The 13,027-nt window shown below is 69.5% G+C and carries 30 protein-coding genes; 1 reads left to right on the forward strand and 29 read right to left on the reverse strand.

Annotated features, from left to right (window positions below):
• Positions 1-85: 85 nt before the first annotated feature.
• From AB0O28_RS18820 to AB0O28_RS18870, 11 genes are all read right to left on the reverse strand, one after another.
• Entirely contained in the window at positions 86-1,459 is a 1,374-nt protein-coding gene (locus tag AB0O28_RS18820) for a phage portal protein (RefSeq protein WP_363641713.1), read from the reverse strand.
• On the reverse strand, positions 1,459-1,692 hold the full coding sequence (locus AB0O28_RS18825) for a hypothetical protein (RefSeq protein ID WP_363641715.1): 234 nt from the start codon (positions 1,690-1,692) through the stop codon (positions 1,459-1,461). Before AB0O28_RS18825 ends, AB0O28_RS18820 begins: the two co-directional genes overlap by 1 nt.
• Complete coding sequence (locus AB0O28_RS18830; protein ID WP_363641717.1) at positions 1,689-1,913, reverse strand: hypothetical protein; 225 nt, start codon at positions 1,911-1,913, stop codon at positions 1,689-1,691. The genes AB0O28_RS18825 and AB0O28_RS18830 overlap by 4 nt, the downstream gene beginning before the upstream one ends.
• 14 nt (positions 1,914-1,927) lie before the next feature.
• Positions 1,928-3,466 (reverse strand): hypothetical protein, encoded by a 1,539-nt coding sequence (locus AB0O28_RS18835; protein WP_363641719.1) that lies wholly within the window; start codon positions 3,464-3,466, stop codon positions 1,928-1,930.
• Positions 3,463-3,702 (reverse strand): hypothetical protein, encoded by a 240-nt coding sequence (locus AB0O28_RS18840; protein WP_363641721.1) that lies wholly within the window; start codon positions 3,700-3,702, stop codon positions 3,463-3,465. The genes AB0O28_RS18835 and AB0O28_RS18840 overlap by 4 nt, the downstream gene beginning before the upstream one ends.
• Before the next feature lie 341 nt (positions 3,703-4,043).
• Positions 4,044-4,535: an AAA family ATPase gene (locus AB0O28_RS18845; RefSeq protein ID WP_363641723.1), complete on the reverse strand. Its 492-nt coding sequence runs from the start codon at positions 4,533-4,535 to the stop codon at positions 4,044-4,046.
• A 14-nt stretch (positions 4,536-4,549) separates the two neighbouring features.
• Positions 4,550-4,765 carry a hypothetical protein gene (locus tag AB0O28_RS18850; protein ID WP_363641725.1) on the reverse strand — a complete coding sequence of 72 codons (216 nt, stop codon included), beginning with the start codon at positions 4,763-4,765 and terminating at the stop codon, positions 4,550-4,552.
• A gap of 68 nt (positions 4,766-4,833) precedes the next feature.
• Positions 4,834-5,121: a hypothetical protein gene (locus AB0O28_RS18855; RefSeq protein ID WP_363641727.1), complete on the reverse strand. Its 288-nt coding sequence runs from the start codon at positions 5,119-5,121 to the stop codon at positions 4,834-4,836.
• Positions 5,122-5,431: 310 nt separating this feature from the next.
• A complete protein-coding gene (locus AB0O28_RS18860; protein ID WP_363641729.1) occupies positions 5,432-5,653 on the reverse strand; it encodes a hypothetical protein in 222 nt (73 codons plus the stop codon).
• A gap of 52 nt (positions 5,654-5,705) precedes the next feature.
• A complete protein-coding gene (locus AB0O28_RS18865) occupies positions 5,706-6,251 on the reverse strand; it encodes an MmpS family transport accessory protein (protein WP_363641731.1) in 546 nt (181 codons plus the stop codon).
• A gap of 98 nt (positions 6,252-6,349) precedes the next feature.
• The gene (locus AB0O28_RS18870; protein WP_363641733.1) at positions 6,350-6,559 is read right to left on the reverse strand and encodes a hypothetical protein; all 210 of its coding nucleotides are present in this window, start codon (positions 6,557-6,559) and stop codon (positions 6,350-6,352) included.
• Between the two features lie 53 nt (positions 6,560-6,612).
• Between AB0O28_RS18870 and AB0O28_RS18875 the strand changes: the two genes are divergently transcribed.
• A complete protein-coding gene (locus tag AB0O28_RS18875) occupies positions 6,613-6,813 on the forward strand; it encodes a hypothetical protein (RefSeq protein ID WP_363641735.1) in 201 nt (66 codons plus the stop codon).
• 111 nt (positions 6,814-6,924) lie between these two features.
• Here the strand turns inward: AB0O28_RS18875 and AB0O28_RS18880 are convergent, their stop codons facing one another.
• The 18 genes from AB0O28_RS18880 to AB0O28_RS18965 form a co-directional block, all read right to left on the reverse strand.
• Positions 6,925-7,065 (reverse strand): hypothetical protein, encoded by a 141-nt coding sequence (locus AB0O28_RS18880; RefSeq protein ID WP_363641737.1) that lies wholly within the window; start codon positions 7,063-7,065, stop codon positions 6,925-6,927.
• 8 nt (positions 7,066-7,073) lie between these two features.
• The gene (locus AB0O28_RS18885) at positions 7,074-7,274 is read right to left on the reverse strand and encodes a hypothetical protein (protein WP_363641739.1); all 201 of its coding nucleotides are present in this window, start codon (positions 7,272-7,274) and stop codon (positions 7,074-7,076) included.
• Positions 7,275-7,437: 163 nt separating this feature from the next.
• Positions 7,438-7,707, reverse strand: coding sequence for a hypothetical protein (locus tag AB0O28_RS18890; RefSeq protein ID WP_363641740.1), 270 nt, complete (start codon positions 7,705-7,707; stop codon positions 7,438-7,440).
• A complete protein-coding gene (locus tag AB0O28_RS18895) occupies positions 7,704-8,039 on the reverse strand; it encodes a hypothetical protein (protein ID WP_363641742.1) in 336 nt (111 codons plus the stop codon). The genes AB0O28_RS18890 and AB0O28_RS18895 overlap by 4 nt, the downstream gene beginning before the upstream one ends.
• Positions 8,040-8,048: 9 nt before the next feature.
• Positions 8,049-8,336 (reverse strand): hypothetical protein, encoded by a 288-nt coding sequence (locus AB0O28_RS18900; protein ID WP_363641744.1) that lies wholly within the window; start codon positions 8,334-8,336, stop codon positions 8,049-8,051.
• Positions 8,333-8,818, reverse strand: a complete 486-nt coding sequence (locus tag AB0O28_RS18905; RefSeq protein ID WP_363641746.1) for a DUF6221 family protein — start codon at positions 8,816-8,818, stop codon at positions 8,333-8,335. The genes AB0O28_RS18900 and AB0O28_RS18905 overlap by 4 nt, the downstream gene beginning before the upstream one ends.
• 147 nt (positions 8,819-8,965) lie before the next feature.
• Positions 8,966-9,277, reverse strand: a complete 312-nt coding sequence (locus AB0O28_RS18910) for a hypothetical protein (RefSeq protein ID WP_363641748.1) — start codon at positions 9,275-9,277, stop codon at positions 8,966-8,968.
• Positions 9,274-9,729: a hypothetical protein gene (locus AB0O28_RS18915; protein WP_363641750.1), complete on the reverse strand. Its 456-nt coding sequence runs from the start codon at positions 9,727-9,729 to the stop codon at positions 9,274-9,276. Before AB0O28_RS18915 ends, AB0O28_RS18910 begins: the two co-directional genes overlap by 4 nt.
• Positions 9,726-10,127 carry a hypothetical protein gene (locus AB0O28_RS18920; RefSeq protein WP_363641752.1) on the reverse strand — a complete coding sequence of 134 codons (402 nt, stop codon included), beginning with the start codon at positions 10,125-10,127 and terminating at the stop codon, positions 9,726-9,728. The genes AB0O28_RS18915 and AB0O28_RS18920 overlap by 4 nt, the downstream gene beginning before the upstream one ends.
• Positions 10,120-10,827 carry a hypothetical protein gene (locus AB0O28_RS18925; protein WP_363641754.1) on the reverse strand — a complete coding sequence of 236 codons (708 nt, stop codon included), beginning with the start codon at positions 10,825-10,827 and terminating at the stop codon, positions 10,120-10,122. The genes AB0O28_RS18920 and AB0O28_RS18925 overlap by 8 nt, the downstream gene beginning before the upstream one ends.
• Entirely contained in the window at positions 10,824-10,979 is a 156-nt protein-coding gene (locus AB0O28_RS18930) for a hypothetical protein (RefSeq protein ID WP_363641756.1), read from the reverse strand. Before AB0O28_RS18930 ends, AB0O28_RS18925 begins: the two co-directional genes overlap by 4 nt.
• 44 nt (positions 10,980-11,023) lie before the next feature.
• Positions 11,024-11,287 carry a hypothetical protein gene (locus AB0O28_RS18935; RefSeq protein ID WP_363641758.1) on the reverse strand — a complete coding sequence of 88 codons (264 nt, stop codon included), beginning with the start codon at positions 11,285-11,287 and terminating at the stop codon, positions 11,024-11,026.
• Positions 11,284-11,547: a hypothetical protein gene (locus AB0O28_RS18940; RefSeq protein ID WP_363641760.1), complete on the reverse strand. Its 264-nt coding sequence runs from the start codon at positions 11,545-11,547 to the stop codon at positions 11,284-11,286. Before AB0O28_RS18940 ends, AB0O28_RS18935 begins: the two co-directional genes overlap by 4 nt.
• A gap of 12 nt (positions 11,548-11,559) precedes the next feature.
• Positions 11,560-11,862, reverse strand: a complete 303-nt coding sequence (locus AB0O28_RS18945) for a hypothetical protein (protein ID WP_363641762.1) — start codon at positions 11,860-11,862, stop codon at positions 11,560-11,562.
• Positions 11,859-12,245 (reverse strand): hypothetical protein, encoded by a 387-nt coding sequence (locus tag AB0O28_RS18950; protein WP_363641763.1) that lies wholly within the window; start codon positions 12,243-12,245, stop codon positions 11,859-11,861. The genes AB0O28_RS18945 and AB0O28_RS18950 overlap by 4 nt, the downstream gene beginning before the upstream one ends.
• Positions 12,242-12,478 carry a hypothetical protein gene (locus tag AB0O28_RS18955; protein ID WP_363641765.1) on the reverse strand — a complete coding sequence of 79 codons (237 nt, stop codon included), beginning with the start codon at positions 12,476-12,478 and terminating at the stop codon, positions 12,242-12,244. The genes AB0O28_RS18950 and AB0O28_RS18955 overlap by 4 nt, the downstream gene beginning before the upstream one ends.
• Positions 12,475-12,693 carry a hypothetical protein gene (locus tag AB0O28_RS18960; RefSeq protein ID WP_363641767.1) on the reverse strand — a complete coding sequence of 73 codons (219 nt, stop codon included), beginning with the start codon at positions 12,691-12,693 and terminating at the stop codon, positions 12,475-12,477. Before AB0O28_RS18960 ends, AB0O28_RS18955 begins: the two co-directional genes overlap by 4 nt.
• A complete protein-coding gene (locus AB0O28_RS18965; protein ID WP_363641769.1) occupies positions 12,690-13,016 on the reverse strand; it encodes a DUF6221 family protein in 327 nt (108 codons plus the stop codon). Before AB0O28_RS18965 ends, AB0O28_RS18960 begins: the two co-directional genes overlap by 4 nt.
• Between the last annotated feature and the right edge of the window lie 11 nt (positions 13,017-13,027).

Consider the following 13,027-nt stretch of genomic DNA (forward strand, 5'->3'; position numbering starts at 1 on the left):
CCGAGCCCATCGTCCCCCTCAGCCCGGACGAGCTGAGGCGCGCCAATGGATGCCCGGACAATGTCGAGCTCGCGCAGGGTCTCCATCACTGGCCTTTCTGTCCTGGATCTGAGGACGGCGATACTGTGCCGGGCGGTTGGAGCTGGACGCTGAACAGGCCGGTGTGCTTCAACACGGTGAAGTCGCCCGAGGTGACGGCGGCGATCACGGAGTCGGCCTCGTACCCCGCCATGATCAACTGGTTGATCGTGGACGCCTGCTGACGGAGGATCTCCGCGGCTTCCTTGGCGTCCTCCCTCAAAAAGCTGATGTCGCGGTCGTCGTACCAGAGGCGCGCGTTCCCGCCACTGGGCCCGGTCAGCAGCGTCGCCAGCGCCCCGGCGGCGCTGCGCCACAGCGGGCGCAGGGTGCCGTCCGCGAATCGGCGCCTGGCCTGCGCGTAGTTGGAGTACGTGGCGCTCTGCAGGCCCTCGCTCAGGCCGACTATGACCGGCGGCACACCGGCCGCGGCGGCGATCCTCGTCTCACCGGCGCCCTGCACCGTCTTGAACGACATCTGCTGGAAGTCGCTGCCGACGACCTTCACGTCCGCGCCGCCGCCCAAGTAGAGCGTCTTGTAGGCGTTGCGGACGCCCTTGTGGCTCGCGTCCATCTTCGCCTTGAACCGCTCGAACATGTCGGGCGTCACCGCCGCGTCCAGGCTGACGACCATGTTGGGCGTGGCCCCATTGGTGAAGAACTTCAGCTTGTGCGTCGTCGCCGCCTGGTCGGCCTCGATCTCCCGCATCACGCCGGTCAGCCAGGACATCCCGCGATAGGTGGCGAGTGGATCGGGGATCGGCGCGTAGTGCGCGACCTCCTCCGGCAGCAAGAACGTCGGCTCCCGGTCCGAGCCGGGGCCGCCCGGCTGGTAGTAGTAGCCGACCAGCTCCGCGTCCAAGTCCCACGGCTCGATCTGCGGGTCGTCATCCGAGCCGAGGACGATCGTGACCCAGTCCGGCCGCATCCGCACGACCCGCCGGCCCTGCCTGCCGCGGCGGATCGTCGCGTAGAAGTTGCCCGCCATGCTCGCGTCCTGTTCCATGCGGGCCAGCAGGTCGCCTGTCGTGCCGTTCGGCCACGGCGTCTCCAGTAGCGCCAGCTCCGGGGTGCCGAACAGGATTCCCGGGCGGCCCTCCTGCATGCGCTGCCACTGGAACCGCGCCTCGGAGAACACCAGCAGCCGGGCGAGGATGCACGCGAACACGACGCCGGAGCGCTTGTAGGCGCCGTTGACGATGCCCTCGAAGTTGCCCTCGATGCGCTCCTGCGACCCGGTGAGGGTCTGCCGGAAGCCGGTCACGAACGGGTCGCCGCCGGTGAACAGGCTGAGGTAGTCGTCCCAGCCGAACCGCGCGTCAGCAGAGGGCCGCTCGGCGCGTTCGACGTAGGCGGCGGCGATCCGCTCCAGGACACCCATCAGGGGCCGTCGCCCTCGCTCGGCCGGTACACGAGCATCTGCTCCACCCCGCCGACGATCAGCAGCTCGACATCGGGCAGGCGCTCCTTCAGGGCGGGCAGGGCGCCGTCGCGGAACCGCGCGAACTGCTCGGGGGAGACGCGTTCGCCGAGGCGCAGGACGAGCGTGTCGCCCGGCCGGACGACGGCCGCCTCCTCCACGCCCTGCAGCAGCTCGACCGCCTCGGCGCTCATCGGGCACCCCGCGGCCGGCCCGCGCCCGAGGGCCCTGCCGGGCCGACCCGCCAGCCGACCTTCACCGCGGCGTACGCCAGCGTCACCAACGTCCACACCGCTCGCGCCGTCCAGCCGACGGCCAGGAACGGCGCGACCAGGATCGCCAGGAGCACCTTCACGGGGTCGACCTGGCGGGCCTCCTCCCGGATCTGATCCAGCGGGATGTTCAGGGTGACCATGGCTCTCCGCTCCTTCAGTCCCAGAACGCGAACGGCTCGACCGGGGGCGCCTCTTCGACCTGGCCGTGGGCCAGGTAGCCCCACAGGGCGTTCGTTCCTGCCACCAGCGCGCAGATGTCCACCCCGGCGGCCCGCGCGTCCCACGCCTTGGCATCACCGAGCCGCCTCGTCGCCGCACCGGCCACCGCGCCATCAAGCGCTGGATGCGGCAGGTACCGCAACGTCGGCTCCCCGTCCTCCGGCATCGCCGCGTCGATGAACTGGCCGTAGGCGTGCCCGACCTCTCGGGCCGTCGGCTTCGTGATCTCCAGCCCTACGACGTCGCCGTTCGGGCGTTTGATCTTCACCGCTTCGAGGTCCGCGATCAGCGATCCGGCCGGGCTGCCCGCGTCCACGACCCAAGCGCACGGATTCCAGCGCTCCTCGAGCTGCTTCGCGCGGTCGGCCACCCATTTCGTGCCCGGCCGGTAGTCCACGACCTCCACGTGCAGCAGCCCGTCCGCGCGCCGGCCCGCCACGTTGATGGCCGTCCAGGACCGGTCGGGGGCCGTGTGGATGGCGAACGCCACCCGAGACACCATCTCGCTGCTCGGGTCGGCGAGCGCCCGCCACTTCGCCTCGGGGATCACGCCCCACTGGTCGGCCTGGTCGCTGGGCCAGTCGCCCACGCCGAGCCGCTCGCGCAGGAAGCCCTTCTCCCCCATCGAGGCCCGCTCACGGGCGACGTGCTCCACGCTGATCCGGATCCCGAGCGCGGGGTTGGCCTTGGCCCAGGACTCCACCGCGTCCGGGTCGTCGTGGTCTGTGCAGGTGACGGCGCCGTTCTCGTCACGCGCGCACTGCTCGGAGTGCGGGTCGATCGACCACTCGGCGTAGAACAGGCTCGGGTCGTCGCCCTTGATGCCGCGGCGCCGCACCCGAGCCAGCTGCTCACACGGCGCGAGCTTCTTGTCCGCCGCCGACGAGCCGTACCACAGCTGCGGATTCGGCCTGGCCGACATCGTCGGCATCAGCGCGTCCACCGCCGTGTCCGGCAGGTTGAACGCCTCGTCCATGATGTTCAAGTCGCCGCTGAAACCACGACCGGAGCCGGTCGAGCGGGCCACGAACCGCAGCCGACGGCCGTCGAGCAGCTCGATGCCCTCTTCGCCGTGCGACGTCGGGATCTTCTTCACCCGCCGGCGCAGCGCGTCGCTCCCCTCGACCAGCATCCGCATCCGCAGGAACATCTCCTGCGCGGTCTTGAACTCGTGAGCGCTGTAGAGGATCAGCCGCTCGCCGAACAAGTACAGCCCGGCCAAGCACCTGGCCTCGAAAATGCCGCCCTTGCCGTTCTGCCTGGATACGACGACGCCGCACTCGAACGCCGCCCAGCGGCCGTCCTCCCGCTCGCCGAGCCCGTGGTGGAGGCAGAACTGCTGCCATGGGTCGAGGACCAGCCCAACCGACGCGGCGAGCTCGACGGCCTCCTGCCCCGCCGACGACCGGTACGACGGGATCGACGCGATCCGCGGCTCCTGCGCGCCGATCACGGGCGCGAGTGCGGTCGTCATGCGCCTTTCCGCCGCTCATTACGTCGCTTCTGCAGCTCGTCGATCGGGTCGCCCGGCTGCTCCTCCGGCACCGCGAGTTTCGCCAGATCGGCCAGGGTCGCCCGCAGCTGCGCGTGCAGCATGCTCGCCGCGGCCGGCCGGATCCCCGACTCTGACAGGCGCTTGGCGAGGTCCAGCGCGCTGGCCGCGAGCGCCGAGTCCGCGCGGATCTGCCACCGCTTCAGGTCCGCCTGCACCGCGGCGACGAGAGTAGGCGTGCGACGGGCAGCCACCGACCACCTCCAGGCACCAGTGACAGGGAGCGACAGGAGCGGGCTCACGCAACGTGACAGGACAAGATCGATTTTCCGTCACGCTCCGTGTCGATCATGAGGGCGATTACTTTTTGTAGTGGGGAGAGAAACGGGCGAGTGGGCGACGGGTCCCCCTGCCTATGGTGATCTTGCGAGGGTAGGTGGCCCCCCACCCCATGTGACCTGCGGGTATATCGCATGGTCACGTGATCTACGGTTTCGTCACAGTTCGTGATGATGTTGATCATTGTTACAGTGAGTTACATGAGCGTGCTTACTCACTGTCACCATGTGCGGGACGTCCTAGGGCCTGGTCCGTACGGGGGGTGAGGGGGGGTGGGGGGGTGGCCGTCCTGGGGTCTCCCGCTGTGCCCGCGTCCGGCTTGTGAGTACCACCGCATCGCGACAGCGCGGGCCGCGTGAGGCCGCTCCTCGGCGATGCGTGCCATGACCACGTCTTGTCCAGGGTCGACGGTGATCAGCTGGGCGTTGTGCTCGGCGTACTTGGCCAGTGCGTCAGCGGGTGGCAGTGAGTGGATGATGTAGACGTCGACGTCGGCGATGTGGTGCAGCGCTTCGCGGATGGCGGCGGCGCGGGCGCGGAATGCGACGTCACGTACGGCACCACGGTGATCGTGGGAGGTGTCGCTGCTTGGCGCCGTCAGGGCCCTGGCGATGAGGTCGTAGTCCACTACGACGTCTCCTGGTTTTGCGTGGGCCTGGACCCAGGTGGACTTGCCCGAAGCGGGCGGCCCGGTCACAACGATCAGCCCCACCGTGATGCCCTGCCTCAGACACGCGACCGGGCGTGCTGGTTCTGCCACCGTCCTGGAACGGATGACAGCGGCCGGTGGTCCTTGCGAGGGCGGCAGGTGAGGCCGTGGTAATGGAAGACCCGGCACAGGAGGCGGCCGAGCAGGAAGGACAGCGTGTCGCCGGGGTTCACGACCAACCGGTACGGCCAAACGACCAGACGGTACAGCCGGCCGACGAGGCCGGGCCGCATGAGCAGCCTCTGGTGTCGACGCTGCCACGGCTGAAGCTGCCGGGGTTGGAGCCGAGCTCGGGGGTCCATCACCAGGCCCGGGAGGTGCGTGAGGCTGGCAGCATCGTCTTGGTCCCCTTGGACTGGTTGCACTTGCGCCCGCAGGTGGGGCAGCCGTTCACGCCGTGCGCCCGGCGCAGGTACTGCGCGTCGCACGGATCGAGCCCCAGCTGTTCGAGGATCTTGAGCGCGGGTTCGTGGTCGGCGTCCGTGGTGCCCGCGTGACCGCACAGCCAGCAGATGTCCGGGGCTTCGGCGAAGAGCTGAGCACGGGCCCGGCGCCACCGCCGGCCGGTGCGGCCCTTACTCCGCGGCATCACGCTCTCCTCGGTCAGGGGTAGTTGCCGTTCATGGCGAAGCACTCGCATGGGCCCTTGTGAACACGGACGCGGGTGCAGGCCGTAGCGGTCGGTCAGCCCGATCCCCACGTGCGCGGGCACAGCCGCCCGGTCGTCGAGCACGAGGCCACAAGTAGCGGTGGCCCGGTTACCGGTTCCCCGGCCAGATGTTGAGGACGATGTGCGGCACGAACCAGACGACGAACATAGCCTTGCAGGACTGGGGCTATCCCGACACGCGAAAACCCGGCGCGCTGGCCGGGTTTGGAGACACCTGTGGTACGACGAATTATGCAGCCGAAATCAGAGCAAGGTCAACACGGCCCCGGATGACCAGTGCGTGGGCGTGCTGCAGGGTGGTGGGATCGTAGGTGGCGGCAGGTCGGCCGCGGCCGTGACGACGCAGGCCGGCGCGCGGGATGCCGAGCATGACGACCATCATGCGGATCTCGTCTGCGGTCATGGGCGGGTGCAGGTTGGCCACCGCGTCCTCGATCGTCCATCCGTCCACATGACCATGATGTCTCTCGGTGCCGGTGTTCGGCTACAAGGCCCAGGGGATGCTACTGGGCCGGGACCTGGCAGAACGCATGGTTGTAGTAGCCCTTGCTCGACTCCTCAGCTACCAGGCTCCCGTCGACCCGGATACGGCAGATCAGGACATCGTCAGCGCCGGCGTTGAACACCCACAGCTCAAGTTGCGGCATCGGGTCGCCGTACGGCACGGTCTCGGCGTACGGCAGTTCGACCCGGTCGCCTCCGCCCATGCCCAGCCCGCCGTCGGAATACTTGGCGCTCCAGCTCACCCTCGCCAGCGATGACGCCTCGTCCCGGCTGACGACCTCGAAGGTCACTGTGTGATGGGCCGTTGGTTCGGGGGTGGCGGCCGCCGCGGTGCTGGCGAGCTGAGCGACCTCGGTGGCGCCGGTGCCGGGTTGCGCGCCGCTCCCGATGACTCCGGCGGCGATGAGCACCCCCAAGGTCGCGACGGCGACGGCGACCACCGCAAGCACGGCGATGACGATCGCGAGGCCTGCGGCCCGGCGCGGCGGGACGGCCTGGCCGTGCTGCGGCGGGAGGCCGCCGGGAGGGCCCTGGGAGTACGCCATCGCTCGCTCCGTGGGTGAACGCGGTATCGATCCAACCCGGATGATCCTCCCCCGGCGGCTCTAGTCGAGGGCGAGAGATCGAATCGTTAGCCTGCCAGCTAGCGCGGTGGCAGGTGCTGCGCGTCCGCCAGGCCCAGCCACTCGCGGACGGTCATGCCCATCGCCTCGGCCGGCACCCGGAACGGCAGGACGAAGGGGATCACGACAGCGCCGCCGTCCGAGGTCACGCGGACGTCAGCGATGTCAGGAAGCCGGGAAGGGGAGGCAATCACGATGCCTTCAGTGTGCCAGGTCCAGCCGACCTGCATAGTGTGATTCGTTGTCCGGTGGCGCTGCCACCTGCGCCGCTACAGTCGAAGCCGTGGCGCGTGACATGACCCATGGCGGCCGCCGGCGCGGCCGCCCACCTGGCAAGCGGAAGCCGTACGCCTGGGAGCGGAAGCTGGTGAAGTCCAGCATCCCGGAGGCCGAGCAGCCGGCGAAGTGCAAGGCGTGTCAGGCGTCGACGACGAAGGGGAAGCTTCGGTACGGCTACTGCGCGGACTGCTGGCGTAGCGAGTAGGGACGCTCAGGGGAACATCGGGGGCCCGAGAGGCGCGAAACCCGGGCGACCCTCCGTCCGGAGGGCTCCCGGGTTCACTTCCCCGCCCTACTGGGCGAGGCGATCACCAGGCTACTCCTCGGGCTCCGGAGCGTCGATCGTCAGCCGTACGACCTGATCGCCGGAGCGCATCTCGATGACGTTGTCGGGCATGTCCGGGTCGGTCTCCACGAGGAAGCCCGGCCAGAGAACCCCGTAGGGAGTCGCGGCCACGTCGCCCATCATCTCTCGGCCGGCGGCCGCACGAGGTGCCCGTCACGCACGACGTACCGGCGCAGGCCCGTGGTCCGCCCGCGTTCGGGGGTCCCGGGGGTGATCGTGGCCCAGCCGTCGGCGTCTTCGTCCTCGCGGCCTTCGGCTGCGTCGCGGGCGATCTGCTCGGCCTCAGAGATCGCCGCTCGGGCCTTGGCCCGCTCGGACATCCGCGGCGGGCTCAACGTGCCGCATGGGCCACCTCCTTCATCCCGTGCCCGTACACGCAGGTCACGTCCTGGCAGGCGTGATCGTCGCCCGCTGGCCAGTAGAACAGCGACGTGCCATGGACCGGGCAGGTACACCGCTCGTCGCACCGATGCTTGTGGCTGGTCACAGGATCACTCCTGGCGAGGTCTCGACCCGGTAGGTAAAGCGCCACGTCGTCTCGCCGTCGCGACGGATCTTGGTGACGATGTCGAGCGGCAGGTTGGGTATGGGGCAGGTCATGGCTCGTGCTGCGAGCGCGTGCGAGCGGCGGCGGATGTACCACTCGGGGAGCCAGGCGGGGGCGGTGGCCACGAGGTCCATCCGTGTGCCGCCGTACGGGGTAAGGTGGTCGATCTGCCAGTGCTTGAGCTGGACCAGGCGATGACGGGTCACTGGATTCCTCTCGTAGGCCGCGCCTCGCAGATCGGGCACTCGATCACCTCTCCGGGCAGCGGGGGGACGAAGCAGATGGGGTTGCGGAGCTCGCCGCAGGTGCAGCGCGTGATGGGGCCGCAGTGGTGTTCCAGGTGGCCGGCGCAGTCGCCTTCCAGGACGCGGATCTCCCCGGGAAGGGCCGGGAGTCGTGCGGTCCACTCCTCCACCGCCGCGCGGTAGCGAGCCTGACGGGCTGCGCGCTCGGCCTCCTCGATGGCGGCCTGGCGGGCGCGGGCCCGCTGAGACATGCGCTCTTCCCAGGTGGTCCCGGGCACATCCACGGCACTCATCCTTCTCGTTCAGAACATGGCCCCAGGCCACGAGGTGATCTCCACTGTGGTGGGGATGTTCGTGTTCGCGATCGTGGGCATGAGCTGCGGGCGGTAGCGGCCGGTCGTGCCACAGTCGATGCAGACGTGCCGGGTGCCCGGCACCTCGCCCAGGCTGGTGATCTCGATGGTGTTCTCGTGCGGGCAGCCGAGGAACTCCGCCGGGAGCTGCGTGTCGCAGGCGGGGCAGAGGGCGGCGAGGACCTCGCCGGTGACGATCGATTCGACGGGCACGGCCGCCGAGTGATCGCACGTCATGGCCGCCACTCCTCCCGCCAGCCCGGCCGGTGACTGTAACCGTACGCCTTCGCCCGCAGCAGCCTGCTGACCAGCGGGTCACGGCCGCAGTCGCACGGGCCGCCCGCCCGGCAGTCGTTGCCACATGCCAGCTCGCCGCGCTCGTCGCGGGCCTGCGCGCATGACCACCAGTCGTCATCCTCCACACGCTGGTGCGGGATGGCGTCGATCATGTCGAGCTCGGCGAGCTCCGCTCGGCAGCGGGCGATGACGTCCCGGGGGTCGTTGAGCACCAGGTGCGCGCGGACCGCATCGGGCACGGGCCCGTCCCACGGGCCGACCGCGATGTAGGTGGTCCCGCCCGGGTACGTGTCCCGATCCGCGTAGACGTACTCGCCGCCGTCCTGCCAGACCGGGTTGTCGCCCTCCCGCGCCGCCGCCTCAGCCACGACCTTCCGGGCCTCGATCTGCGCGCGCAGCCAGTCGATCAGTTCGTCGCTCACTCGTGCCGCTCCTTCCGGGTGAGTCTTCTCCACCAGGGGGACGGCGGGGGGCGAGGAACGGCCTCCCGGCGCGCTCGCGCCACCCTGCACACGGGGCGTGATACCAGCAGCGGCCATGCCGGTCGGTGTAGCCGCCTTCCCAGCCGGTCACGCTGCCACCCGCGAGAACGGCGGCACGCCTACCCCGGTCACGCCGAAGACCAGGCAGTCAGTGCCGAAGTGGGGCATGATCCGCAGCTTGACGACCCCGGATGTGCCGTCCTCGAAATGCAGTTGGGCGTGCTGCTCGATGCGGTCCGCGAGAGCGTCCCCATCAGGGCGGATGGCGGTGAGGTCTCCAAACCAGCGTCGGTAACGGGGCATCCAGCACAGCTCGACAGCGACGTTGATCCGGAAGCCGTCGGCGAAGACAAGGCGGCACGGACCCTTGTGATACCGGGACGTGTCCTTCTCGCTCACGGCTGCACCTCGTACACCTCGGCCACGACGCCGTCCCGTTCCTCGAACCGGCCAGTGGGAGCGAAGTGGAGGATGGCGCCGCTCTGGTGGATCATCAGCCCGTCCGCGGGCAGCCCGCGCCGGTCGAGCCACCAGCCGTCGATTCCCCGGGGAAGCTGCTCGGGCAGCACGCCGAGGGCCGGGCGGAACACGATCCAGTCGGGCTGGTAGTCCTCGGCGATCGCGTCGAAGGTTCCATCGGGACGGCGCACGATCGTGTAGGTGCGGGGCTCCGGCAGGAGCTGCGGGGTCTCGGCGTCGTCCTGGGCGAGCTGGAGGCCGTCGTCGACGACCGCCCAGCCATCTAGGGGGACGCCGGCGGCGAGCTCCTCGGCCGTCGGCGCCGCGGAGTCCTTGGCGTGTGGCACCCAGTAGATACGCGTCCGCGGCTGCTCAGGGTTTTGCTCGCTCATCGCCATTCGTGGAACCTCCGAAGACTCCGTTCAGGAACCCACTCCCCTGTAAGGAAGGCCAGGGAGTTGTAGTACCGCGTCCTGTACTCGTGGCCACCGTCTGGAGCCCTCCGGATCTTAAGGACTTGCAGGTACTCATGGCCGTCGACCTTGTGGACGATTTCGCCCTTGCAGAATCGCGGTTCCCTGGTCACCTCCCCCGGCATGATCCGGCGCGTGCCCGGCGGCGGCTCGTACACGGATCCGTCCTCGCCGAGCGGCGGCATGCCAAACGCCGCGCGCACCCGCTCCTCGATGTGTCGGGCCAACGCGCCGTGCCGGGCCCGCCGGGACGGGATGACCACAGTGCACACCGGTTCGAGGTCGCCGATCAGGCTGACCATTGCCCGCTCAGCCATCCTCGCGCTCCCGCTGCTCCAGTCGGCTCTGGCGCCGCTGCTCGCCCTCCAGTTCCAGCGCGCGGACACGCTCGACGAGGTCTTCGTCGTCCGGGCCGTAGTCGTCCTCCTCTCCGGCGAGGATCCGGCCGGCGCGGAACTGCCTGGCCACCTTGGCCTCCAGGACGTCGACGCGCTCGCGGAGGGCCTGGTTGTCGCGGCGGAGTTCGGCGAGGGCGCGTTCGGCGCCGATGGCGACGTCGGCCAGGGCGACGAGGTCCATGCGGACGACCTTGCCGTTCGGGCGGAGGACTTCGACGGCGTCGGCGAGGAACCGTACGGGTTCGCCGCGCTCGGGCTCCGGCTTGCCGTAGATCGGGTTGGTCATGATGGTCTCTTTCCTGGTCTGGGCGTGCTGGTCGGCGGCGCGTTCGGCGAGGAGTCGGCGGAGGTCGCCGGCGGCGTGCTTCAGGAACTCGACGACGGCGTCCTCTTCAGCGCGCTCCGCTCGGGCGCGCTCGCGGTACTCGCGGCGGCGTTCCTCCGGCCAGGCCGACGGGTAGCCCTCCCACGGCTCTTCGTTCGGGTCGGTGGACTGCATCATGACCGGCCCGACTCTGACCCAGTCGCCGTGGTACTCCTGGCTGGTCTCGCGCTGGGTCTCGTTCCAGTCGAGTCCTTCGACGGCTTCAAGGCGGCGGCGGATGTCCTCATGGGTCATGCGTCCCCCCGGGTGGTGAGCGCCCGCTCCAGCTCGTTCAGGCGCTGCTGGGCTCGCTCCTGTGTCTGGGTGAAGCCCTCCAGGGCCTCGCGGGTGCGGGTCTGGCTGTCCTGCAGCCGCCGCTCGGCGTCCTTGATGTTGTCGATGTTCATGTCTCTCCCAAGCGCGGTGTTGAGCTTGTCGCGGAGCGCGGCGGTCAATGCTCACCGACATACCGGTAGGCCCGCTCTCCGTTGTCGTTCAGGGAGTCGGTGTAGTCGTAGGCCTGGTGCCGAGTGACCGGCGAAAGGTCGGGCTCCGCGACGAGCGGTAGCGTGATGGACGGCGGCTGGACGGGCATCAGCCACCGCGGCGGCCAATCCCGGTCCGGGATGGGGATCCGGTAACCGTCGTAGGGGCCGCCCACCAGGTGAATCACGTTCGGGCCGAGGTCATACAGGTCGCCTAGGTTGGCGGTCATGAGTCCCCCAGCGCCTGGCTGAGCTTGTCGCGGAGCGCGCGGACGGCGTCGGGCGGGAGGAGGGCGCAGACGTCGAGCGGACCCGTCATCTGCCCGGTGCTGTCGATGTTCCACAGCGCGAGCCGTACGAGCTCGTGGAAGCCATTCGTCGCGACGTCGATGTGGATACTCGGTTCGCCCTCGGCGCGGTAGTTCGCGGCCTCCCGGTGGCCGTCGAGCGCTTCGACGTCGGGCCCGTCGGTGCTGGCCCAGATGCTCACGGTCCTCCCCTTTCAGTCTGGCCATTCGGCGTAGTAGGCATGCAGGTGCGGGACCTTGTCTCCGATGCGGTAGATCACGGTGCGGTTCGCCGCCTCGATGCGCAGGACGTCCCCGGTGACGGTTACCTCGGGCGTGCGCTTCCCCTCGCGGAACTCGTCGAGGAGTTCGACGGAGATCAGGATGCGGGGGTCCGCCCGATCAACGGTGAGCGTGCCGTCGTTCCAGTGGCGGGTGAAGATGCACTCCCCGACGTTGTCCCACGGACCTGGCCCCCGCCACCCGTCCGGCAGCTGCAGCTCACGACGCCCGGTCACTGCCGGCCCTCCGCCTGGTGGCAGAGCTTGACCACGTCCGCCATGGGGATCTCCACTCCGTCGGGGGTCAGCGTCGGGCGTCCCGGCAGGTCCTTGACCCAGTGCTCCTCCACGTCCACGCCGTCCACGGTCCGCGCCCGGATCGGGTTGTGGCACGTCTCCACGTCGACCAGCTCAACCTCCTGGTCCAGCGCCGGGACCAGGCGCTCCCGAACCAGGGCCCGGAGCGTCGCCGTCCACCCTTCCAAGGTCGGGTAGGGGATGCAGTGCTCATCGCAGTAGTCGAGCAGCGCGTCAGGCTCGTCCCCGTCGTTGAATCCCCACTTGTTCAGCAGGCCGTCGGACGCGAGGAAGAGCGTCAGTTCCTTGGCCGCCCCGGTCATGGCAACTCCCGGAGCAGCTGCTCGCCCTTGACGGTTGGCCACGCGCACCGCGGCGACACGCCCCAGTCGAGTAGACCCCGGTCGGACAAGTGGTTGATCTTCGCCAGCGCCAGCTTCGACGGGATACCTTCAGCCACGAGGGCATCCCAGACCGGTGGCGCCTCGAACGGCGCACGCAGCCACGCTGCCGCCAGCTCCAGCACGTGCCCGTCTGGGATGTCCGACCGCTTCACGGCTGGTCCTTCGGGTACTCCGGCGGGGAGCATGCGAGCCGTACGGCGTCCGCGAGCCGTTGCGCATCCTCCGGTCCGATGAGCACGGTCGCGGTCTGAGGCGGCTGGGCGTCATAGTCATACACCCTTAAGAGGGCCACGGCCGAGGTGACCGGCTCGATAGTGACGCGGTTGCCGTTGACGTCCTCGAACTCGAATTCGCCGCGCTCGGTCACGTCAGGTCCTTCGGGTAGTCGTCGCGGTCGGCGTACGGCAGGGCCAGCTCCCGGAGCGTCTGCTGGGCGAAGTGGACCAGGCGCGGGATGCCGGACAGCATCTCTTCCTCGCAGCGGACGAGGATGCGCCGCTTCGAGTCCACGTCCGCGAGCACGTACGCCGGGTCGTTGTCTTCGATGTGGTCGGCGTACCTGGCGGGATGCCGTTGGTGATGATCTCGCCTAGGCCGCCGCGCACGCACGCGCGGCTTTCGTCGTAGGGGTCCTCCCGTGCGACCTCGGTGTGCCACTTCGGGCTGTAGGACACGGCGGCGCGCGCCCACTGCTCCCGCTC

The sequence above is a fragment of the Microbispora sp. NPDC088329 genome, from assembly GCF_040685655.1.
Classification (GTDB): Bacteria; Actinomycetota; Actinomycetes; order Streptosporangiales; family Streptosporangiaceae; genus Microbispora.

What these genes read in the sequence shown, in the direction of transcription:
- AB0O28_RS18820 (WP_363641713.1), bottom strand. Translation starts at nt 1,459, where the DNA reads ATGGGTGTCCTGGAGCGGATCGCCGCCGCCTACGTCGAACGCGCCGAG.
- AB0O28_RS18825 (WP_363641715.1), bottom strand. Translation starts at nt 1,692, where the DNA reads ATGAGCGCCGAGGCGGTCGAGCTGCTGCAGGGCGTGGAGGAGGCGGCC.
- AB0O28_RS18830 (WP_363641717.1), bottom strand. Translation starts at nt 1,913, where the DNA reads ATGGTCACCCTGAACATCCCGCTGGATCAGATCCGGGAGGAGGCCCGC.
- AB0O28_RS18835 (WP_363641719.1), bottom strand. Translation starts at nt 3,466, where the DNA reads ATGACGACCGCACTCGCGCCCGTGATCGGCGCGCAGGAGCCGCGGATC.
- AB0O28_RS18850 (WP_363641725.1), bottom strand. Translation starts at nt 4,765, where the DNA reads ATGCGGCCCGGCCTCGTCGGCCGGCTGTACCGTCTGGTCGTTTGGCCG.
- AB0O28_RS18855 (WP_363641727.1), bottom strand. Translation starts at nt 5,121, where the DNA reads ATGCCGCGGAGTAAGGGCCGCACCGGCCGGCGGTGGCGCCGGGCCCGT.
- AB0O28_RS18865 (WP_363641731.1), bottom strand. Translation starts at nt 6,251, where the DNA reads ATGGCGTACTCCCAGGGCCCTCCCGGCGGCCTCCCGCCGCAGCACGGC.
- AB0O28_RS18870 (WP_363641733.1), bottom strand. Translation starts at nt 6,559, where the DNA reads ATGCAGGTCGGCTGGACCTGGCACACTGAAGGCATCGTGATTGCCTCC.
- AB0O28_RS18885 (WP_363641739.1), bottom strand. Translation starts at nt 7,274, where the DNA reads ATGTCCGAGCGGGCCAAGGCCCGAGCGGCGATCTCTGAGGCCGAGCAG.
- AB0O28_RS18895 (WP_363641742.1), bottom strand. Translation starts at nt 8,039, where the DNA reads ATGAGTGCCGTGGATGTGCCCGGGACCACCTGGGAAGAGCGCATGTCT.
- AB0O28_RS18900 (WP_363641744.1), bottom strand. Translation starts at nt 8,336, where the DNA reads ATGACGTGCGATCACTCGGCGGCCGTGCCCGTCGAATCGATCGTCACC.
- AB0O28_RS18915 (WP_363641750.1), bottom strand. Translation starts at nt 9,729, where the DNA reads ATGAGCGAGCAAAACCCTGAGCAGCCGCGGACGCGTATCTACTGGGTG.
- AB0O28_RS18920 (WP_363641752.1), bottom strand. Translation starts at nt 10,127, where the DNA reads ATGGCTGAGCGGGCAATGGTCAGCCTGATCGGCGACCTCGAACCGGTG.
- AB0O28_RS18925 (WP_363641754.1), bottom strand. Translation starts at nt 10,827, where the DNA reads ATGACCCATGAGGACATCCGCCGCCGCCTTGAAGCCGTCGAAGGACTC.
- AB0O28_RS18930 (WP_363641756.1), bottom strand. Translation starts at nt 10,979, where the DNA reads ATGAACATCGACAACATCAAGGACGCCGAGCGGCGGCTGCAGGACAGC.
- AB0O28_RS18935 (WP_363641758.1), bottom strand. Translation starts at nt 11,287, where the DNA reads ATGACCGCCAACCTAGGCGACCTGTATGACCTCGGCCCGAACGTGATT.
- AB0O28_RS18950 (WP_363641763.1), bottom strand. Translation starts at nt 12,245, where the DNA reads ATGACCGGGGCGGCCAAGGAACTGACGCTCTTCCTCGCGTCCGACGGC.